Here is a 20,799-nt window from a genome sequence, read left to right as displayed (position 1 = left end):
CAGTTTTCAAGGTTCATTTAGCAACCATCTCTCGACAGCAACTTTTAAATTATAACATTTCTTCACTTCGTTGTCAACACTTTTTTAAAATGTTTTTTCAAATCAGCGGAGACAACTTTTAAATTATATTATAATCAATTATTCATGTCAACATCTTTTTTTCAAATTGTTTTTGAAGTTCAATGTTGTTGATTGCATCGTCTTAACGACAAGTAATAATTTATCACGTTAGAAAAAACTTCGCAAGTGTTTTTTATACAAAATCTAATTTAATTTAACAAACTTGCTTTAATAAGCAAATTTGTGTATTTACGAGAATCGTAAATCATAGTATCTTTCCTTATTTATTATTTGTTTTACTATACATCTCTTTCTATTAAATCTCAATATCTTAAATTAAAATACTACTTACTTTTCAAGTTAAATATAGCTCATAAAACTTAGTGTAAAATTACTTCCTAAATAAAACTACAAATCTAATTAGTTGTTTAGGTCAAAGAAGGTTTTTAAAAATTGCATTATGAAAATAAGCAGGCGCTAAAGTAGAAGTACTTTAGCGCCTGCTTATTTCTAATAGTCCCTATTTTATTTCATTACCTTGAGGGTCAACTATATTTAAGCACCACAAGAAGTTATCCCATGCAGAATACCAGCCACTAAAGATTTCAGAAGAATCGTCCCAACGAACATCAAATTTCTTATGGCCATCTATTTCTACTAAATATAAAGTAAGATTCTCGTCTTTTTTAGCAACGACTAATTTCATACCATGCTCGAGCTCTTCCTCCGTAAATGGAACATCAGAAACAGAACGTAATTGTGCCTGTTCAAATACTTGTTTGTTAATAATTTTGTAATTCATTATAAGCCCCCAATAAAATACTTCTTTTTATACTTATTGTATTTGATTTGAAAAACATAGAACTCTAAAAGTATAACCTAAATATAATCCACGTTTAAACAACTTAATTTTTTTCATTGAGCAAAAAGAAGAGAACTCACCTATCCTGTGAATTCTCCTCTTAATTCATTGAATGCTCTTTAGCAGCTCTATAAAGAGCCTACGCAGTAATTTATTTTGTAATATGACGCATTGTTGGGAACAATAATACATCACGAATTGATGGTGAATTTGTTAGTAGCATAATTAAACGGTCAATACCTATACCTAAACCACCTGTTGGAGGCATACCGTATTCTAATGCTTCAATGAAATCATTGTCCATTTCATGCGCCTCATCATTACCTGCTTCTTTTTCTGCTAATTGTGCTTCAAAGCGTTGGCGTTGGTCGATAGGGTCATTTAACTCTGTGAAGGCATTGGCGTGCTCACGACGAACGATAAATAACTCAAAGCGATCTGTAAAACGCTCGTCCTCTGGATTTTTCTTCGCAAGAGGTGAGATTTCTACAGGGTGACCATATACAAATGTAGGCTGTACAAGCGTCTCTTCTACTTTCTGTTCGAAGAATTCATTGATAATATGACCTACTTCGTGAACATCCTTCACTTCAACTCCATGCTCTTTAGCAAGTGCTTGTGCTTGTTCTTTTGTCATCGGCTGCCAGAAGTCTACACCTGTTGCCTCTTTTACAGCGTCAACCATATGAACTCGTTTCCAGCCTACAGCAAGGTTGATTTCATCTTCACCATATTGAACAGAAGTTGTACCGAGAACTTCTTGAGCAACATGTGCAATAAGGTTTTCAGTTAGAGACATGATATCTTGATAATCAGCATATGCTTCATATAGTTCAATCATTGTAAATTCAGGGTTGTGGCGTGTAGAAATTCCTTCATTACGGAACACACGTCCGATCTCGTAAACTTTCTCTAAACCACCAACTATTAAACGTTTTAAATGCAATTCGATGGCAATTCGCATATATAATTCCATATCAAGGGCATTGTGATGCGTAATAAATGGACGAGCTGCTGCGCCACCTGCAATTGTGTGAAGCATTGGTGTTTCTACTTCTAAGTATCCAGCATTATCTAAATAATTTCGGATTGCACGAATAATTTTCGAACGCGTGATAAATGTCTTTTTGCTATCTTCGTTTGTCATTAAATCTAGATAACGTTGGCGATAACGTTGCTCAACATCCTGTAAGCCGTGGAATTTCTCTGGCATAGGACGTAGCGCTTTTGTAAGGAATGTGAATTCCTCAGCCTTTACAGAAAGTTCTCCTACTTGTGTACGGAACACGTTACCACGCACACCCACGATATCTCCTAAATCAGCTTGTTTAAATAATTCATACGCTTCTTCGCCTACATGATCTTGACGAACATAAATTTGAATTTGACCATTTAAATCTTGAATATGTGCAAAGCCAGCTTTTCCTTTACCACGTTTCGTCATAATACGGCCCGCAATAATTACCTCTTGAAGGTTTTCCTCAAGCTGTTCTTTTGTTTGATCTGCAAATTGATCACGTACTTCTGTTGATAAATGTGTACGCTCAAAACGGCTTCCAAATGGGTCTTGTCCATTTTCTAGTATCGTTGTCATCTTTTGGCGTCTCACCAATAGTTGATCATTTAATTCTTCTATATTTGACACTTGTTTCACTCCTTAAGTAAATTGTCCGCGTTTACGTCCATAATATTTCTATTGTACACAATTTTAGTGCTGTAATCATCTGTTTCAATTTATTTTCAATCCAATACAAAATAATTAATAATTCTAAAAATTAAAGGTACTGCTGAAAAGGCGCCTCTATCAAATTATAGAGACGCCCATAATAAAAACTATATCATTAATTCTTTAACTTCTGGAACAATCAATTTAGATTCACTTTCTTCATACTCCTGTACAAGACTATTTAATAGTACCCGCAGTTCTGCCGCAGTTTCTGTTTGGTTAATAGCGTTGCGGGCCTTACCATTACCTCGGATTCCTTTTAAATACCATGATGCATGCTTACGCATTTCCCGTACTGCAATTCCTTCTCCTTTTAATTGAAGAAGTCGTTCAAAGTGTAGTAAACATACGTCCATTTTTTCTCGTACACTTGGCTCTACTTTTAATTCACCAGTTGCTAGGTATTGAACCGTACGATAGATCATCCATGGATTACCTAAAGCAGCACGTCCAATCATTACTGCATCTACACCTGTAGTTTCCAGCATACGTTTAGCATCTTGGGGTGTTTCCACGTCACCGTTACCAAGCACAGGAATGCTGACATTTTCCTTCACTTGACGAATGTAATCCCAGTTCGCTTTACCTTCATACATTTGTACACGTGTACGACCATGAACTGCTACTGCAGCTGCACCTGCCCGCTCAACAGCTTGAGCATTTTCAATCGCAAAGATATGTTCTTCATCCCAACCAATACGCATTTTTACGCTAACAGGCTTTTTAACAGCATCCACAACAGCCGCTACCACCTCATATACTTTATTAGGATCAAGTAGTAAACGTGCTCCCGCTTCACATTTTATAATTTTATTAACAGGACACCCCATGTTGATATCAATAATATCAGCAGTCGTATTTTCATCCACATATTTCGCTGCTTCCACTAAGGTTTCTTTATCTCCACCAAAGATTTGCAGTGAAAGAGGATTTTCACGTTCATCGATATAAAGCATACCTAATGTTTTTTCATTTTTTTGGACAATGCCCTTATCACTAATCATTTCAGCGTATACGAGACCTGCCCCAAACTCCTTAACCGTTAATCGGAAAGCAGAGTTACAAATCCCAGCCATTGGCGCTAATACTACTCGGTTGTCCATGACAATATCGCCAATTTGAAATGGCTTCTCTGTTGACTGACCCAACGTTTTTCTTCCTCCTCTATAGGCTTTACCTATTTTCTCTATCTATCGTTAATGCTATACGCTGATAAATCATACCTATACAAATACTTAATTAACCGCTGACGGCTCATTAAAGTGGTTCCAGAAGATTACGCCTTCCTTTTCACAATCCATTTGCTGTAACAGATCATGCGCTTGTTGTAGCTGTTCATCGAAAGGTGATGGCGTGATCTCTACAAGTGGTACTAGGACGAACGCTCGCTCGTACATTCTTGGATGAGGAACAATTAAGTTCTCCGTTTCAATATTCTCTTGATTGTAAAGTAAAATGTCAAGATCAATAACTCTTGGGCCCCAGCGGAATTCTCTTACACGCCCTAATTCCCGTTCGATTTCTTGGCAAATATTCAACATCTCAACAGACGATATAGCTGTTTTTAGATGGACAGCTATATTTAAAAAATCGGCCTGATCCGTATAACCTACAGCAGCTGTTTCAAAAACAGATGAAACACGAATCAACTCTAGTTCCTTCTTTTCTTTTAAAAGGTCTACTGCATGCTGAAGATTCTCATATCTCTCCCCCATATTTGTTCCGATAGATAAATAGACATCCTTCATTAGAAATCCCCCCTCGTAACCTCAACAGAGACTTCTTTATAATAACCATGAATAGGTGGGTCTGGTTTAATAAGCTCTACACGAACTCCTTTTACTTTATCAGGGTAGGTTGCTAAAATCACATTTGCTATTTTCACAACAAGAGCCTCAATAAGCTTAAACGGTTCACCCTCTACAATATCCCGACATAACGCATATACCTCTGCATAATTAACGGTATAAGAAAGATCATCCGTTTCACCGGCTTTTGTCATGTCTACTGCAAGCGAAACATTTGCTCGAAAGCGTTGGCCTAGAGTGGTTTCAGCTGCTAATACACCATGATAACCATAAAACTGCATGTCCTTTAAATGAATATAATCCATCACGCTTCCTCCTTAAACAAACGTTTACCCACTAATACATCCGTCATATACGTTGCCCGCGCCATTTCCTTTACATCATGAACTCTTATCATATGACAACCCTTTTCAATTCCATAAACCACTGTGGCGCTTGTCCCTTCAAGACGCTCCTCAACAGGTAAGTTTAAGACATTACCAATCATTGATTTACGTGATGTTGCTAATAATACAGGATAGCCCATAGCCACTAAATCCGATAAGTGTTGCATCATAGCTATATTTTGTGCAGTATTTTTAGCAAAGCCGATACCTGGGTCTAAGATGATATGATGATCGGGAACTCCCGCTTGCTGTGCAATGGCAATACTTTTTTCTAAATCTGCCTTTGCAGTCATCCAAAAATCAACACCATAATCCATATTTTCACGGTTATGCATTAAAATGATTGGAACATGTAAGTCTGCAGCAACCTGAGCAATTTCTGGTTCTGCCTTTGCTCCCCAAATATCATTGATGATATGTGCGCCGGCTTCAATTGCGGCACGCGCCACACTTGCTTTATACGTATCAACTGAAATAATGACCTTTACTTCTTGTGCTAACGCTCGAATAACAGGCACGATGCGTGCAATTTCATCTTCATCTGAAATTCGTTCGTACCCAGGACGTGTAGATTCTCCACCTACATCGATAATTTTTGCTCCTTCAGCCACCATTTTTTTTGCTTGAGTAACTGCAGCCTCCACATTGTTATACTTTCCTCCATCAGAGAAGGAGTCCGGTGTAACATTTAGAATCCCCATAACAAATGTTTCTTGTCTATAGTCTAATGTAATACCATTAATCGTTAATGGTTTCGTATATTTTTCTAGCATGTAAACGCTCCTTCTATCCTCGTTCCACTTCTTGAACAAATGCGCTATGCAAAATGGAATAAATAGGTCCTTTATTGCCTAAAAATCGCTGGTTCTCCAAGCTACTAATAGGCACAAGTTCTTGTACTGAATTGGTAATGAAGCATTCCGTACTTTGTAGTAAATCCTCTTTTGTATAAAAGCCTTCCTGTACGTCAAGGTTTAGCGCACTAGCCTTTTCTATAACCCATGCACGAATAATTCCTGGTAAAATACCTGTCTCCAAAGAAGGCGTATATAGTATATCATTTTTTATCCAAAATATATTTGATGTCACACCTTCAGCTACATAGCCTGATTCTGTTAAAAAAAAACCTTCTTGTTGAGCCAGTGATGGCATTTCAAAGCGACCAAGCACGTTATTGCCGTAATGGTGCGATTTAACACGAAATGCTTGTTCAGGTGTATTGCGTGGTATGGTAAGCCATTGTGCAAACTTTTCAGTACCACGCGGTGTGTCTTGAAGTTCCTTGCGAAAAATGATGGTATTAGGTTGTCTATATTCTGTTGGCTGTAATCCAATATTATGTTCACCCGCAGATACATTTAAACGGAAGTAACCATCCTGACCGCCAGCAAGTTGATTTAGTTGTTGCACAGCCTCAAGTAATACACTTTCAGGATAGTTTAAATGAATGTGATATTGTGATAAAGCATGCTGTAATCTTTCCATATGTGCTTCCCAGTAAAATACCTGACCACCATATGTTCGGAACGTTTCAAAAAATCCTAATCCATATAAAAATCCATGATCAAATGGCGAAATTCTCAGATCCTGGGCCGCCATATAGTTTCCGTTCATCCAGCACTGCATCTATTTCACTCCTTCTATATACATTTCTATAAATTGGCGAAGAAGTTGTTTCCCTTGCTCTGTCATAATGGATTCCGGATGATATTGTACACCCTCAATAGGATATTCCTTATGACGTAAACCCATAATTTCTCCTTCTTCTGTCCAAGCTGTTACTTCTAGACACGCTGGTAATGTCTCCTTTTCTACAATAAGAGAATGATAGCGAGTTGCTTGGAATGGATTTGGCATGCCTTTATGCAAACCCACTTCAGCATGCAGCACGGGTGATGTCTTCCCATGCATTAAACGTTCCGCTTGTATGACATGACCACCAAACACTTGTGCAAGCGCCTGATGTCCAAGACAAACTCCTAAAATCGGAATATTTCCCGCGAAATATTTAATAATGTTCAGGCTTTCCCCCGCCTCATTTGGACTACATGGCCCTGGAGAAATAACAATCATATCTGGCGAAAGTTGTTCTATTTCTTCTACTGTAATAACATCATTACGTTTTACTACTATGTCATGACCAAATTCACCCAAATATTGGACGATGTTATAAATAAATGAATCATAGTTATCGATCATCAAAATCATAATACTCGCTCCTCTGCCATTGCCTTTGCCTGCCACATTGCCTTCGCTTTATTTAAAGATTCCTGATACTCTCTTTCCGGAACAGAGTCAATGACAATGCCTGCTCCAGCTTGAATATGCGCAACCCCATCTTTTACAAACGCTGTACGGATTACAATATTAAACTCCATATCACCTGTAAAGCCTAGCCAGCCGATTGAGCCTGTATATAAACCACGTCGTACAGGCTCCAATTCTTCAATAATTTCCATAGTGCGAATTTTTGGCGCTCCTGTAATTGTCCCACCTGGGAACATCGCACGAATAACATCTGCATTCGTTTTACCTTCTGCTATTTCTCCACGCACATTCGAAACGATATGCATAACATGTGAATAGCGCTCAATGACCATAAACTCATCCACTTCCACTGTTCCATAGGTGGATACGCGTCCTAAATCATTGCGCTCTAAATCCACTAACATCACATGCTCAGCACGCTCTTTATCATTATCAATTAATTCTTGAGCCAACGCTAAATCTTCCTCTTCCGACTTCCCTCTTGGTCGAGTGCCAGCGATTGGTCTCGTCGACAACTCATTGCCTTGACGCTTGACTAGTAACTCTGGCGATCCAGAAACAACAGAAAAATCAGGTGCTTCAATATAAGCCATATATGGCGACGGATTAAACGCTCGTAGTGCCTCATAGACATCTAGTGAATTTGCATTGAGTTTCTTAGACTGACGAACAGATAAATTCACCTGAAAGACATCGCCTTGTGCGATATACGTTTGGATTTTTTTAACTGCTGCCTCGAAATCGCCGCCTGCAAATGAAACAAGCAACTCATTTTCATCATTCTTAACTTCTATAGCAGTTGTTTTCTCAAATTTGCGCGCGTCTAATCCAGCCTGTGCAGCAACCTGCCAGATGTTAGCCCATTCTTCCAAGTTAACCTCATTCTCTTCTAACTTCATAAGTGTCACTGTATTCGTTTTCACATCATGTACGGCCCAGCAATCAAAGATATAATAATAGATATCAGGCACTTGTAAATCATCTGTTGCCGTATTAGGAAGCTCCTCGATTTTACGAGCATAATCATACGACACAAATCCAATAGCCCCTCCCTGAAAAACAGGTAGCTCTGCATTATAAGAAACCTGATATTCTGCCACAAGCTCTTCCAGTAAGTCGAGGGACTCCCCTTGTAAAACTTCCTGTCTGCCGTTTCTCCAATTTACGAAAAGCCCACCCTCTACTGATCGTGCGGTAGCTAACGGATTCCACGCAGCTATTGAAAAATGTCCACCACGTCCACTCTCTAAAAACACATGCGCTTGCTGCGTCTCTGTCTGCCTTTTATAGCTATAAAAAAATGAATCTGCATCCATCGTTAATGTTTTTGTAAGTATTGTTTTCAAGTTATTTTTCCCCTTTAAACATATGATGTGATTCCATCTTAACTTGATTATTACATAGAAGCGAATGTTTTTATAATTTTCATAGTGCCCTAGTTTTCACACTAAAAAAGGGCCCCTTTATAAAGGAGCCCTTACATAAAAAAATTGAATTAGTCTTCAAATTGATATAAAGGTGTTGATAGATAACGTTCACCATTAGAAGGTACAATAGCAAGGACATTCGAACCCTTACCTAAACGTTTTGCCGCTTCAATTGCAGCATAGATTGCAGCACCAGATGAAATACCACATAGGATTCCTTCTTCACGTGCTACTTTACGTGCTACTTCAAAAGCAACCTCATTCTCAACAGGGAATACTGAAGAATAGACTTCTGTATCTAAAACTGCTGGTACAAATCCAGCGCCAATTCCTTGAATTTTATGAGGCCCTGGTTGACCACCAGAAAGAACTGGTGAATCCTTTGGTTCAACTGCAATGATTTCAATGTTTGGATACTTTTCTTTTAAGACCGCACCAGCACCAGTAATTGTACCACCAGTGCCGACACCAGCTACAAAAGCATCGAGTGCCAGGCCATCAAATGCTTCTACAATTTCTGGGCCTGTTGTTAAACGGTGAATTACCGCGTTCGCAGGATTTGTAAATTGTTGTGGTAGGAAGTAGCCATGTTCTTCAGATAGTTCTTCTGCTTTAGCAATTGCACCTTTCATACCTGCTGGACCAGGTGTTAATACAAGCTCTGCACCATAAGCACGTAATAAATTACGACGCTCTAAGCTCATAGTTTCTGGCATAACTAGAATGGCTTTATAACCTTTAGCAGCTGCAATCATTGCAAGACCAATACCTGTATTACCAGATGTCGGCTCAATAATCGTACCACCAGGTTTTAATGTCCCGTCTTTTTCCGCAGCTTCAATCATAGCTAAAGCTAGACGGTCTTTCACCGAGCTTCCCGGATTAAAATATTCTAATTTTACATACACAGTACCTTCATTTTCACTTGTTGCATGATTTAATTTTACAATTGGTGTTTTACCAACTAATTCAGCTACCGAGTTTGCTAATCTACTCATTTACTAATCCACTCCCAATCCCTACTATTTTTATAGGTTTTACTTATTTTGTATTTTATCAATTTTTCCATTCGATTGTCAATAAATAAAACTAATATTTTCAGAATATTTATCATTGCTATGAAAAGGAAAAATCTTATCCTCACTAAAGAAAAAGAACCTGCATTTATTGGGTAATTCACTACGAATGCCTGTAAGTTTGATCAGACTCATTTTACCCCGCAAAACCTGCAGACTCTCTTCATGTATTATTTTTCTTTTTTAGTCTCTCCATAATACCAAGTAGCATTAAATTCCGACCAAAATGCTTCCGGCGTAACAGATTGCGGTAATTGCTCTAAAGCTAATTCTCGCTCAATATGTTCTTTCACATCGTCATATGTAAAGGATTGTCCTTCTAATATCTCTTGTACTTGAACAATGCCATAATGACCATTATCTAACTTAAAGGCTTTACTTACCTCATCTGCCTTTAGTGATTTTACAGTATTAATAATTGCAGGGTCTACATTTTCCTGATTTTCTGTAAGGAAACCAATATCCCCTCCTAAACTCGCTGAAGCACTATCAACAGATATTTCTCGTGCCAGCACTGTAAAATCAGAGCCATTTTTTAATTCACCCAGTGCCTCATCAGCAGCTTTTTTTGAATCGACCTCAATAAAATTCGTACGATAGCTTGTTTTTGTATTATATAAGCCTTGATTTTCCTCATAATACTTTTCAACGTTTTCTTCCTCTATCACTACATCTTTAGTGAGTACCTTATCCAATATAAGCTGTGATCGAATCTTTTGGCGTAGTTGCTCTGCCGAAAGATTTTGCATGGCTGTATCATACTTATCTTGAGCAGATCGCATTAACGCTAATTCAAGATCAATTTCTTTATCAGTAACTTTAATTTTATATGTTCTTGCGGCCTTTTCCATTACCGTTTCATTTACTAAATTTTGGAGTGTTTCTTTACCATATCGTTCTTCCATAGCAATCATCCACTCTTGGCGTGTGATAACATCCCCGTCAATGGCAGCGACTTGTTCGTCGCTACCAATTTCCTGACCTTTGTTAGGGATCAACCAACTAATGAACCATAATACATTTCCTAATAACAAAACGGCTATGACAGCTAAAGCAGGCTTTGTCTTTAAACGACGTTGCAATAAAGGAGTTTGGTTTGGTGTTACATTGGTTGAAGGTCGCCGATTACGCGTTGAGCTCATCGATAAACCCTTCTAGCTCATCTTTAGAAAAGCTATATGTCTCTAAGCAGAAGTGACATTGTGCCTCTGCACCGCCGTCCTCATCAATCATTTCTCTAATCTCTGCTGTTCCTAGACCTAAAATTGCCGCACCAAACCGCTCTTTTGAACATTGACATTTAAATTCAACTGGCATGGAATCTAAAATTTGTAGATGGCCATTTCCTAATACAGCTTCTAAAATTTGCTCTGGTGTAAAGCCTTTTTCAATCATTTTGGAAACAGGCTCTATTGTAGCAAGGTGTTGCTCAATTTCAGTTATCGTTTCTTCCTCACAGCCTGGCATTAATTGAAGTATAAATCCGCCAGCTGCAAGAATAGTGTTGTCTGGATTAACTAATACGCCTAAACCTACAGATGATGGTACTTGCTCAGATGTAGCAAAATAATAAGTAAAATCTTCAGCAATTTCGCCTGAAACAATTGGTGTTTGTCCTGAAAACATATCTCTTAAACCAAGGTCTTTAACAATTGTAAGAGCACCTTCTGTTCCAACACCTGCTCGAACATCTAGCTTACCTTGCTCGTTTAAATCAAAGTGTACATGAGGGTTTGTCACAAATCCACGCACTTCTCCATGTGCATTACTATCAATTACCATTGGGCCAATTGGACCGTTGCCTTCAATTTTAATAGTAATTTTCTCTTCACCTTTTAGCATGGCTCCCATCATAACTGCCGCTGTCATTGAACGACCTAAAGCTGCTGATACAACTGGCCATGTATCGTGACGGCGTTGCACTTCTCCTACTGTGGCTGTTGTACGTGCTGCAAACACACGAACTTGTCCATTAAATCCTAAACCTCTTACTAAATAATCACTCATAAATGGAATGTCCCTCATTTCCTATTGGTTACGTTTATAGAGCTTATATAAACCCTTTAACGTTAAAAATGGATCTACAACATCTATAATTTGTGTCTCCCCTGCAATTAGATTTGCTAATCCACCTGTAGCAATTACTAATGGCTCCTCTTTACTTTGTGCTTTTATACGATTAACAATGCCCTCAACTTGCCCGACAAAGCCATAAAAAATTCCCGCCTGCATGGCAGAAACGGTCGTTTTCCCCACGATATGTGTAGGTCGAACGATTTCAATACGCGGCAATCTTGCAGCCTGTGTATAAAGAGCCTCTGTAGAAATAGTGATGCCTGGCGCAATAGCTCCACCCATGTAATCGCCCTTTTCGTTCAAATAACAATAGGTTGTTGCTGTCCCAAAATCAACTATGATACAAGGGGCCTTATATAAATCTAGAGCTGCTATGGCATTCACTATGCGATCAGACCCAACCTCACGAGGATTTTCGTATTTAATATTTAAACCTGTTTTCACACCTGGCCCTACTATCAATGGCTTTTTTCGAAAATACTTCTGGCACATCGCCTCTAGTGAAAACATAATTGGTGGCACAACTGAGGATATAATAATGCCTGTTATTTGTTCAAATGAAATGCCTGCATGATTAAAAAATGAAAGAACTTGCATGGCATATTCATCTTCTGTTTTATGAAGATCCGTCACCATACGCCAATGGAAGGCTAATTGATCGTTGTCATCATAGACACCTAATACAATATTGGAATTCCCTGCATCTAAAACTAAAATCAAGAATGACACCTCCCATGTCGTCATTGTAACTTTCACAATCCCCATATTACAATATTTTCTCTAACTGGAATGAGGATAAAACACTTTAGAAAATGATACCATACTTTTTATCTTGATTCAGCAGATGTTGTTTGTACTGTAGGGATAGTCTTAGGTACATCACCTTCTACTACAGGTGGAGATAAATACCTATACATGTTATCATCCTTCTTTAAAAAGAGGCCCCCTAAATATGGTAGCCTCACTTACAATCATTTGAAATTAAATTTTTCTGGATCTGGACCACAACGTAGTCCATCGTTCATAGCATCTAACTGTGTCATTTCTTGCTCAGTTAACGTAAAATCAAAAACAGCTAAGTTTTCAGTCATACGTGCAGGTGTCATCGTTTTTGGAATCGTGACAACATCATGTTGCACATCATAGCGTAATACAATCTGTGCAGGCGTTTTGCCATATTTAGATGCTAGCTCTTGAATCAATGCCTCTTCCAGTAGAGAACCATTCATCAACGGAGACCATGCCTCTACCTGTATGCCCTTATCCTTACAGTAGGCACGTACTTCCTCCTGTATTAAATGCGGATGGAATTCAATTTGATTTATAACAGGGACGACAGTCGTTTCCTTCAAAAGGCTTTCCAAATGGTGTACATGGAAATTACTAACACCAATTGAACGTACTCGACCATCTTGATAAATCTTTTCTAGTGCTTTATAAACTTCAATATAATTTTGGTCTATTCCAGGCCAATGTACTAAATATAAATCTAAATAGTCTAATCCTATTTTTTCTAGACTGCTGTCATATGCCGCAAGTGTTTCTTCATAGGAAAGTCCATCGTTCCAAACTTTTGATGTGATAAATAATTCTTCACGAGTTACCAAGCCTTCTTCAATGGCTGCTCGTATTCCTCGTCCAACACTTTCTTCGTTTCGATATACTTGTGCTGTATCAATACTACGATAGCCTTTTGCTATAGCTGTTTTGACTGCTTCAGCTAGGTCATCTCCTTCGGGTACTCGAAAGACACCATAACCAACCAAAGGCATTTTAAGACCATTATTCAACACAACATTTCCCACGCATATACACTCCTATCTTTTTTGGCTAACATCCTCTCTAAATGGCAGAGTTGCATGCAGCTTGTCTTTTTTACTACTCTATCCTAATGCTTATTAGTAAGAAAAGGCAAAGAAAAAGACTGCTTACTGAACTAGTAAACAGTCTTCCCTATTTTTAATCACGTTTTTCATCGATACCCTTAGGTGCATCATTCGGTTCTTTACGTTCTTTTGCTAAATCCAAAGTTGTTGGATTTGACTCTTTACTTAGTAGCTCTTTTTCAACAACTGGTTCGCCAATAGTATCTAATGTAGGCTTTGCTTCAATCTTTGGAGTGTTCTCCTCAATTTTTTCTGCAGCCTCTGGTTCCGGTAACACACCATGATCACGTAAATGCTCAATTTCTTGTGCATTTAATGTTTCTTTTTCCATTAGTGTATTGGCAATTAAATCAAGCAGGTGACGTTTTTCCGTAAGGATACGCTTAGTACGCTCATATTGTGTATCAATTATTTTTTGCATTTCTTTATCAATTTCATAGGCTATTGAATCAGAATAGTTCTGGTCAGAATTAAAGTCGCGGCCAAGGAATACATTACCACCTTGACTTGAACCAAATTGCATAGCTCCAAGATTCTCACTCATTCCGTATTCAGTAACCATAGCACGGGCAATGCTTGTAACCTTTTGGAAATCGTTATGTGCTCCAGTAGAAACTTCACCAAGAACAATTTCTTCAGCTACACGACCACCCAGAAGACCTGCAATACGATCTAAAAGCTCTTGCTTTGTCGTAAAGAAGCGCTCTTCCTTCGGTAACATAATCGCATATCCACCCGCTTGCCCACGAGGAACAATTGTTACTTTGTGTACTGTATCAGCCTCATCTAGCTCAAGACCAACGACTACGTGGCCGGCTTCATGGAAGGATACCAGTTTCTTCTCTTTCGCAGAATATACGCGACTGGCTTTTGCAGGACCAGCGATTACTCGGTCTGATGCTTCATCAATATCTGCCATATTTATAGTGCGCTTACTTTTTCGAGCCGCTACAAGCGCTGCTTCGTTTAGTAGATTTTCTAAATCCGCACCTGAGAAACCTGGCGTACGTTGAGCAACAGCTGCTAAATCAACTGTATCTGCTAAAGGCTTATTACGTGCATGTACTTTAAGAATTGCCTCACGTCCTTTTACATCAGGATGTCCTACTGTAATTTGACGGTCAAAACGACCTGGACGTAATAATGCTTTATCTAAAATATCCGGGCGGTTTGTTGCGGCAATGATAATAATCCCTTCATTGGCACCAAAACCATCCATTTCAACTAATAACTGGTTTAATGTTTGTTCACGCTCATCATGGCCTCCACCGAGACCAGCACCACGTTGACGACCTACTGCATCAATCTCATCGATAAAGATGATACATGGAGCATTTTTCTTAGCATTTTCAAATAGATCTCGGACACGAGAAGCACCAACACCGACAAACATTTCTACGAAGTCAGAACCTGAGATAGAGAAGAATGGAACACCTGCTTCACCAGCTACTGCTCGTGCAAGTAATGTTTTACCTGTACCTGGAGGACCTACAAGTAAGATACCCTTTGGAATACGGGCACCAATTTCAGTGAATTTGCGGTGGTCTTTTAAGAATTCTACCACTTCAACAAGTTCTGCTTTCTCTTCATCAGCACCTGCTACATCTGTAAAACGCACTTTTTTCTTTTGATCATCATACAGTTTAGCTTTACTTTTACCAAAGCTCATCACTTTATTACCGCCACCCTGAGATTGACTCATTAGGAAGAAGAATAAGAAAATGATGATAATGAAAGGAATAATTCCTGTAAAGAATTGAATCCATCCACTTGTTTCTGGTGCTGCTAAAAAACTAATATTACTATTTTTATCCTTAGCAGCCTCATCGATGCGGTCCATTAAAGATTGGTTTTCACGAGGGATGTTTGTAGTAAAACTTTCCCCTTTTTCATACCCCTTCAGTGTTCCTTCAACGACGTAAACTGATTTATCAGGTTGAATTGTAGCACTTGTTATTTCTTTCTTATCTAGAGCTTCTTGAAACTCATGATAAGTTAATTCTTTCGTTGGTGAATTTCCACCATTGAAAGTACCAAAAATACCGATAATCACTAGGAAAATCAGTAGATAGAATATGGTATATCGAAATATTCGATTCATCTCCAGCCTCCTCATTACAAACAGAAAAATTATAAGTAAAATCTTAACATATCATGATTTCATCATACAACGAAAAGCCCTACTTAAAAAATGTTTCGTTCACTTATTGCCGTTATCACAACAGTTTTTAGGCCATCTTTATATGTCCCAGCGTAATTGTACCTGTTCCTCGGGCTCGATATAGCTAAACATTGTGTCAAGATTTTGAATTATGTTAAACATAACTAAAAATACGTGACTTGCGCTGGAGACCTTTACTTTTTATAGCTGGTCTTTTGTTCTTAGAAAGAATATACCTCAGGCTTTAAAATACCAATATAAGGTAAGTTACGATATTTTTCAGCGTAATCTAAGCCATATCCAACAACAAAGCCATCTGGCACTTCGAAACCAACATAGTCAGCAGATAAATTTACTTTTCGACCTGATGGTTTATCAAGTAATGTAACAATTTTAATGGACTTTGCTTTGCGATATTTAAATAAATCTACTAGATAGCTTAAAGTTAAACCACTATCAATAATGTCCTCGATAATTAATACGTCACGTCCCTCAACGCTTGTATTCAAATCCTTTAAAATCTTCACTTCACCAGATGACACAGTAGCATTACCATAGCTAGACACATCCATAAAATCAAGTTCGATGAAAGAATCGAAACGTTTCATTAGGTCTGTCATAAATGGCATTGCCCCTTTAAGTACGCCAACAGCTAATGGAAATGCATCTTTGTATTCCTCTGTTAATTGCGCGCCTAAGTCTGCAATTCTTTCTTGCAATTGTTCTTCTGTAATCATAATTTTTTCGATGTCGTTTTGTAACATATCGATTCCTCCTCGTGATGTATCAAAAAATCTTCACCCTATTTCGGTGAAATATTTTACAAAGACCTTAGTCTACGATGAGCACTGTATCATCGTTTGGTTGCGGAGTGGTTGAAAAAAATATTCCCATACGCACACCAATTACCGCTACCACCTCATCAGATTGAGAAATCAGTAACGGCCAGCTATTTCGCTCATTTAAAGGAATCTTTTCATCTATAAAAAGGCGAGATAAGCGTTTTGGCTGATCCATTCCTTTTAACAGCATTCTATCTCCATCCCTGCGTGCCCGAACATAAAACGGTAGGTGGAGTTTGCTAGCGTTAAAATAAAAAAGTTGTGCAGTATCCGTCAGCAATTCAGACGATAAATCATGCAAATTGACTACGCGTAAGCGCTCACCATTTGTCAGTGTTGTCCAGCCATTAGCAGTCGAAATAACCTGTTTCTCAGGAGAAGCTAGGCCTTCTAACGGCTCCTTTTTCTGAATCGTTAAATTTCCATAACGGCGAACTGCTAGAAAATCTTCAGGTAAGTGAATTTCAGCATACCCTGCTGTTGTATCACAAAGCTTTAAAATTGAAGTCAATAAGGCATAACTTTGTATCGTATTTGAATCTTTGTAAAGATAGTTTAATAGTATTAAAATGAGCCTCCTTTGTAAAGCAAGTGGTACCAATTGAAATGCCTCAATTTCCATGCGATATGTATTTTCATTATTTCTTATGATGATTTGGGAAAATACATCTTGGGCCAATGTCATTAAAAAGGTATCGTCTTCTTGCAATTGCTTTGTGAAATGGGTCACTTGTTCAGTCACTCGCGGATTCTCTGCCTCCAATAAAGGCACCACATGATGTCTAAAACGATTACGTACATAGGTATCTTTAGAATTGCTAGCATCTTCTCGATAATCTAAACCTTTTCTAAGTAAATATTCCCCTATTTCAGACTTTGTAACCGTTAAAAACGGACGAATTAATGATTTTCCTCCAAAAATTCTTTGAGGACGTATGCCCTGCATGCTATTCATTGTTGCATTTTTTGTAAGGGCCATTAATACTGACTCCAGTTGGTCATCCGCATGATGTGCAGTTACAAGCTTATTAGCATTTGTTTTTTGCAGAACTTCTTTGAAAAATTGATACCTTTCCCTACGACATATTAACTGTGTATTACCATTTTCCTGTGCCAATATTGTAGGTATTGGAATTTCCTTGGCATGTAAGTAAACATCATTAGCGTCACAATATTTTTGAACAAAAGCCCTATCCTCAGCAGAAGCTTCTCCTCTCAACATATGATCAACATGTACGGCTTCCACCTGAATGTTCCAATGCTCCTGTGTTTGAATAAAGTAATGAAGTAAAGCCATAGAGTCTATCCCACCCGAAACGGCGATGAGAAGATGGTCGCCTTGCTGTAATAATTGCTCTTCTTCTATAAATGTTTTGACCTTTAATTCAAATGACAAACGCTTCTCCTCCCCTTTTCGTTGTTAGTTTAAGATGATTTACTCATTGAATACTGAGCTGGTCTAAAGACAGCCCATGTCGGTACAACATGTGTCACCTCTAACATTAATACTGTACAATCATCCTCTATTTCAAAATATCCTTGGAATGATTGCATAATGGTTGTTAGCTTTTCTTGAATCGTTTTATTTGTACTTGCTACCTGCTGTGCGAAAGCTAAAAATGTTTCCTCCTGTTCATCCCAATCAGCTACACTTGAGAACAGTCCATCTGAATGCATTAAAATAACATCACCTGCCTTCAGTTTTCTTTTTTCAGCTTCGACTGCTGAAATAGATAAGAATCCTACAGGTGCTGCATTACTTTCTACTTTCAGTACCTCTTTTCCACGCAAAATGTAGGTTGACATTCCACCCGCTTTCCACGACCACAAATCTCCATGCTGTAAATCGACAAGTGCAAAATCAAGGGTTGCATACATATCATCTTGCTGCTTTAATGCCATGACATAATGGAGCGTATGCATCGCAGTTTCGGGATTCATATTGTAATTTAGACACTCTCTCATTAAATGAATCAATTTTCTACTTTCATGTTGTGCTTCTTTACTTTGCCCCATACCATCAGACAGCAATATCGCAAATAATCCTGGATGCAATTGGAAAAGGGCATGAGAATCACCGGAATATAGTGTTGCATCTTTAGACATGCTATATATATCATACTCTACTTCAAAGCTAATAGCTGATCTAAAGCAAATTTGAACATGACGAAATGGTATTTCGCAGGCTACTACTTTTTCAATTTCAAAAGGTTCATCAAAAATTTCATAAAGAATCGGCAAAATCATACGTTCAGCTAATGTCGTATCTTTCTCCCAGTTCACACGTGCTGGTGCTAAGGCACAAACAATCTTTCTTGCCCCAGGCTTATTACTTAAGACATCAAGTTGAAAACATTCAATATTGGCTTCCTTTAAGCGCTCAACAATGTCCTTCTCAACACTTACAAAAGAAATTGTATCTTCCTTCATCTCAGCAATTAACTGATTTAAATGATTGCTCATATCTCGCAGTTGAAGGGCAATCATTTTTTTACCATGGAAATATTGCCCGTTAATTCGTTCTCTATAAAGTTCTGTATCTAATTCCTCAAAGATTTTCGTGGATTTCACACATTTATAGCGTATTTGTTCTTCAACACGATGAATAGCTGATTCCTTGCCTACTCCTTTCATATGAAACCAATCTGTCATCAGCTTGTCCATACCATTATTTTGCGCACCCCAGCAATGATCATAACGGAAACAACTTAAACAAGTATTCATTGGTGCTACTTCCTTTGCCGCTTCAACTGGTGCTGTCATAAAGCGATCAAACACAAGTTCCTTCATGAATTGCACAAAATGCTGAAAGTGCTCTAATTTATACGTTACATGTTCTGTTAACCAATTCTGTCGGGCTAGTAAAACCTCTTCTCGTTGTGGAAAGAGCTTGTCCCTTACCTTATCTGAATATTTCTTTGGAATGGTTAGAAATAAAATACTACCAATGGCAATTGAGGTGAAATAAACACTATCCAAGGGCAATGTGGCGTCATAAAATAAAAAAAATACACTAGGTAAAATACTACCAATAGCAACGCCAAATCTACCACCTTTCGCTCCCATACCCGCACATAATCCAGTTAAGGTAGCCACCGAAAGCATACCGGTAAACGAAAGCTTGGCCACACCTATAAGCGTTCCTAACACTGCTCCAATGACAGTTGCTAAGGGCACACTTCCAACCAATGCGCCAAAACAGATAAAGAGCTGCAGTAAAAAAATAGGGAGTGAAAAATAGCTTATTACAACCGTTTGCATTCCAGTAAGCATGGCTGCAAAGACGACTAATCCTGAACCTAGCTTTTCATATGTCCAATGCGTCGTAAACCATTCATACGAATTAACAAATAATACTTGCATAAACAATGTCATAATAAGAGCTAAAGCTGCTTCACAGCCCACATAAAATTGTACAAGCACTGGTGGTAAGCCTTGATACATCACCCCTTGCCACATTATTTGTACTAGTAATACAGCTAAAGACACCGCAATACTTTGGGGCAGTTGCCAGTAACGAAAACGCATAATACATTCATACAGGATAATTTGTAAAGCGAGAATTAGGACTTGTCCAAAGCCTAGGAAAAAGCAACCCGCTAAACTCCCAAATAATACGAATTTAGCATACTCCCTATATTTTGTTCGAATAATGGCCCAAAAAGGAACTGAGAACGGTACAGCCGCTTCAAATACAACAGATTGAGCCAAGAAAAAGGCGGTTAAAAAAAAGAGAGAGCCTATTAGGATCTGCTTCTTTTTCAAACCTATTTTTTGGTCATCTACATTCGTTGTATTATACCATTCAATACTTGTCATTTAACTATCCCCTTTCCGCACTTTTGGTTATTATAAAAAATTATGTGTGGAAAGATTGTCTGACGTTGACAGAAAAAAATATAAATATTTCGACTAATAGCTATTCATAAATACGAGAATTGGCAACAATTTCTATAGTAAGAGGCTTTTGATCAATATAAATATTGGAAAATTCAATTATTGAATCAATATAATAATTATTTACTATTCATCTTAAAGCCTAATTTGAAGGGATTTTATGTACTATTAATGGTTTGATTCAACTCTTCTCTAGGATATATTTCTACGTAAGAACAAAAAATCCGCTAAAATATTCTTCTATAGTTAAATGTCCTGAAATATCTTTAAATATTTTTTCAAACCTACTTGACACTAGCACGATTGGCTTGTATTATTTAACTT

Annotated in this window: 18 protein-coding genes; all 18 read right to left on the bottom strand. The window is 38.0% G+C overall.

Going from position 1 to position 20,799, the window contains the following annotated elements:
- Positions 1-580 precede the first annotated feature (580 nt).
- Positions 581-862 (bottom strand): hypothetical protein, encoded by a 282-nt coding sequence (locus B3D98_RS01505; protein WP_048395308.1) that lies wholly within the window; start codon positions 860-862, stop codon positions 581-583.
- Between the two features lie 211 nt (positions 863-1,073).
- Positions 1,074-2,576, bottom strand: a complete 1,503-nt coding sequence (gene lysS, locus B3D98_RS01500; protein ID WP_175400778.1) for a lysine--tRNA ligase — start codon at positions 2,574-2,576, stop codon at positions 1,074-1,076.
- Between the two features lie 179 nt (positions 2,577-2,755).
- Positions 2,756-3,796, bottom strand: coding sequence for a tRNA dihydrouridine synthase DusB (gene dusB / locus B3D98_RS01495; protein ID WP_288579897.1), 1,041 nt, complete (start codon positions 3,794-3,796; stop codon positions 2,756-2,758).
- 87 nt (positions 3,797-3,883) lie between these two features.
- Positions 3,884-4,396, bottom strand: coding sequence for a 2-amino-4-hydroxy-6-hydroxymethyldihydropteridine diphosphokinase (gene folK, locus B3D98_RS01490; protein WP_054548584.1), 513 nt, complete (start codon positions 4,394-4,396; stop codon positions 3,884-3,886).
- Complete coding sequence (gene folB, locus B3D98_RS01485) at positions 4,396-4,761, bottom strand: dihydroneopterin aldolase (RefSeq protein ID WP_004229125.1); 366 nt, start codon at positions 4,759-4,761, stop codon at positions 4,396-4,398. Before folB ends, folK begins: the two co-directional genes overlap by 1 nt.
- Positions 4,761-5,615: a dihydropteroate synthase gene (gene folP, locus B3D98_RS01480; RefSeq protein ID WP_288579896.1), complete on the bottom strand. Its 855-nt coding sequence runs from the start codon at positions 5,613-5,615 to the stop codon at positions 4,761-4,763. Before folP ends, folB begins: the two co-directional genes overlap by 1 nt.
- Before the next feature lie 13 nt (positions 5,616-5,628).
- Entirely contained in the window at positions 5,629-6,468 is an 840-nt protein-coding gene (gene pabC / locus B3D98_RS01475; protein WP_288579895.1) for an aminodeoxychorismate lyase, read from the bottom strand.
- Positions 6,469-7,050 carry an aminodeoxychorismate/anthranilate synthase component II gene (pabA, locus tag B3D98_RS01470; protein WP_048395320.1) on the bottom strand — a complete coding sequence of 194 codons (582 nt, stop codon included), beginning with the start codon at positions 7,048-7,050 and terminating at the stop codon, positions 6,469-6,471.
- Positions 7,047-8,456, bottom strand: coding sequence for an aminodeoxychorismate synthase, component I (pabB, locus tag B3D98_RS01465; RefSeq protein WP_376748086.1), 1,410 nt, complete (start codon positions 8,454-8,456; stop codon positions 7,047-7,049). Before pabB ends, pabA begins: the two co-directional genes overlap by 4 nt.
- Before the next feature lie 149 nt (positions 8,457-8,605).
- Positions 8,606-9,535, bottom strand: coding sequence for a cysteine synthase A (gene cysK / locus B3D98_RS01460; protein WP_259951240.1), 930 nt, complete (start codon positions 9,533-9,535; stop codon positions 8,606-8,608).
- A gap of 248 nt (positions 9,536-9,783) precedes the next feature.
- The gene (locus B3D98_RS01455; protein ID WP_288579891.1) at positions 9,784-10,755 is read right to left on the bottom strand and encodes a peptidyl-prolyl cis-trans isomerase; all 972 of its coding nucleotides are present in this window, start codon (positions 10,753-10,755) and stop codon (positions 9,784-9,786) included.
- Complete coding sequence (hslO, locus tag B3D98_RS01450) at positions 10,739-11,620, bottom strand: Hsp33 family molecular chaperone HslO (protein ID WP_009373570.1); 882 nt, start codon at positions 11,618-11,620, stop codon at positions 10,739-10,741. The genes B3D98_RS01455 and hslO overlap by 17 nt, the downstream gene beginning before the upstream one ends.
- Positions 11,621-11,641: 21 nt before the next feature.
- Complete coding sequence (locus B3D98_RS01445) at positions 11,642-12,409, bottom strand: type III pantothenate kinase (RefSeq protein ID WP_048395343.1); 768 nt, start codon at positions 12,407-12,409, stop codon at positions 11,642-11,644.
- Between the two features lie 251 nt (positions 12,410-12,660).
- Positions 12,661-13,494, bottom strand: coding sequence for an aldo/keto reductase (locus B3D98_RS01440; RefSeq protein ID WP_081010921.1), 834 nt, complete (start codon positions 13,492-13,494; stop codon positions 12,661-12,663).
- A gap of 154 nt (positions 13,495-13,648) precedes the next feature.
- On the bottom strand, positions 13,649-15,676 hold the full coding sequence (ftsH, locus tag B3D98_RS01435; protein WP_048395325.1) for an ATP-dependent zinc metalloprotease FtsH: 2,028 nt from the start codon (positions 15,674-15,676) through the stop codon (positions 13,649-13,651).
- Between the two features lie 281 nt (positions 15,677-15,957).
- Entirely contained in the window at positions 15,958-16,500 is a 543-nt protein-coding gene (hpt, locus tag B3D98_RS01430; RefSeq protein WP_004229145.1) for a hypoxanthine phosphoribosyltransferase, read from the bottom strand.
- 67 nt (positions 16,501-16,567) lie between these two features.
- Positions 16,568-17,974 (bottom strand): tRNA lysidine(34) synthetase TilS, encoded by a 1,407-nt coding sequence (tilS, locus tag B3D98_RS01425; RefSeq protein WP_066038166.1) that lies wholly within the window; start codon positions 17,972-17,974, stop codon positions 16,568-16,570.
- A gap of 29 nt (positions 17,975-18,003) precedes the next feature.
- The gene (locus B3D98_RS01420; RefSeq protein ID WP_048395327.1) at positions 18,004-20,397 is read right to left on the bottom strand and encodes a SpoIIE family protein phosphatase; all 2,394 of its coding nucleotides are present in this window, start codon (positions 20,395-20,397) and stop codon (positions 18,004-18,006) included.
- Positions 20,398-20,799 lie beyond the last annotated feature (402 nt).

The sequence above is a fragment of the Lysinibacillus sp. UBA5994 genome (assembly GCF_002429725.1).
In the GTDB taxonomy this organism is placed as follows: Bacteria; Bacillota; Bacilli; order Bacillales_A; family Planococcaceae; genus Lysinibacillus; species Lysinibacillus capsici.
Note: the sequence above shows the minus strand (reverse complement) of the source record. Positions and strands in the feature narration are given on the sequence as shown.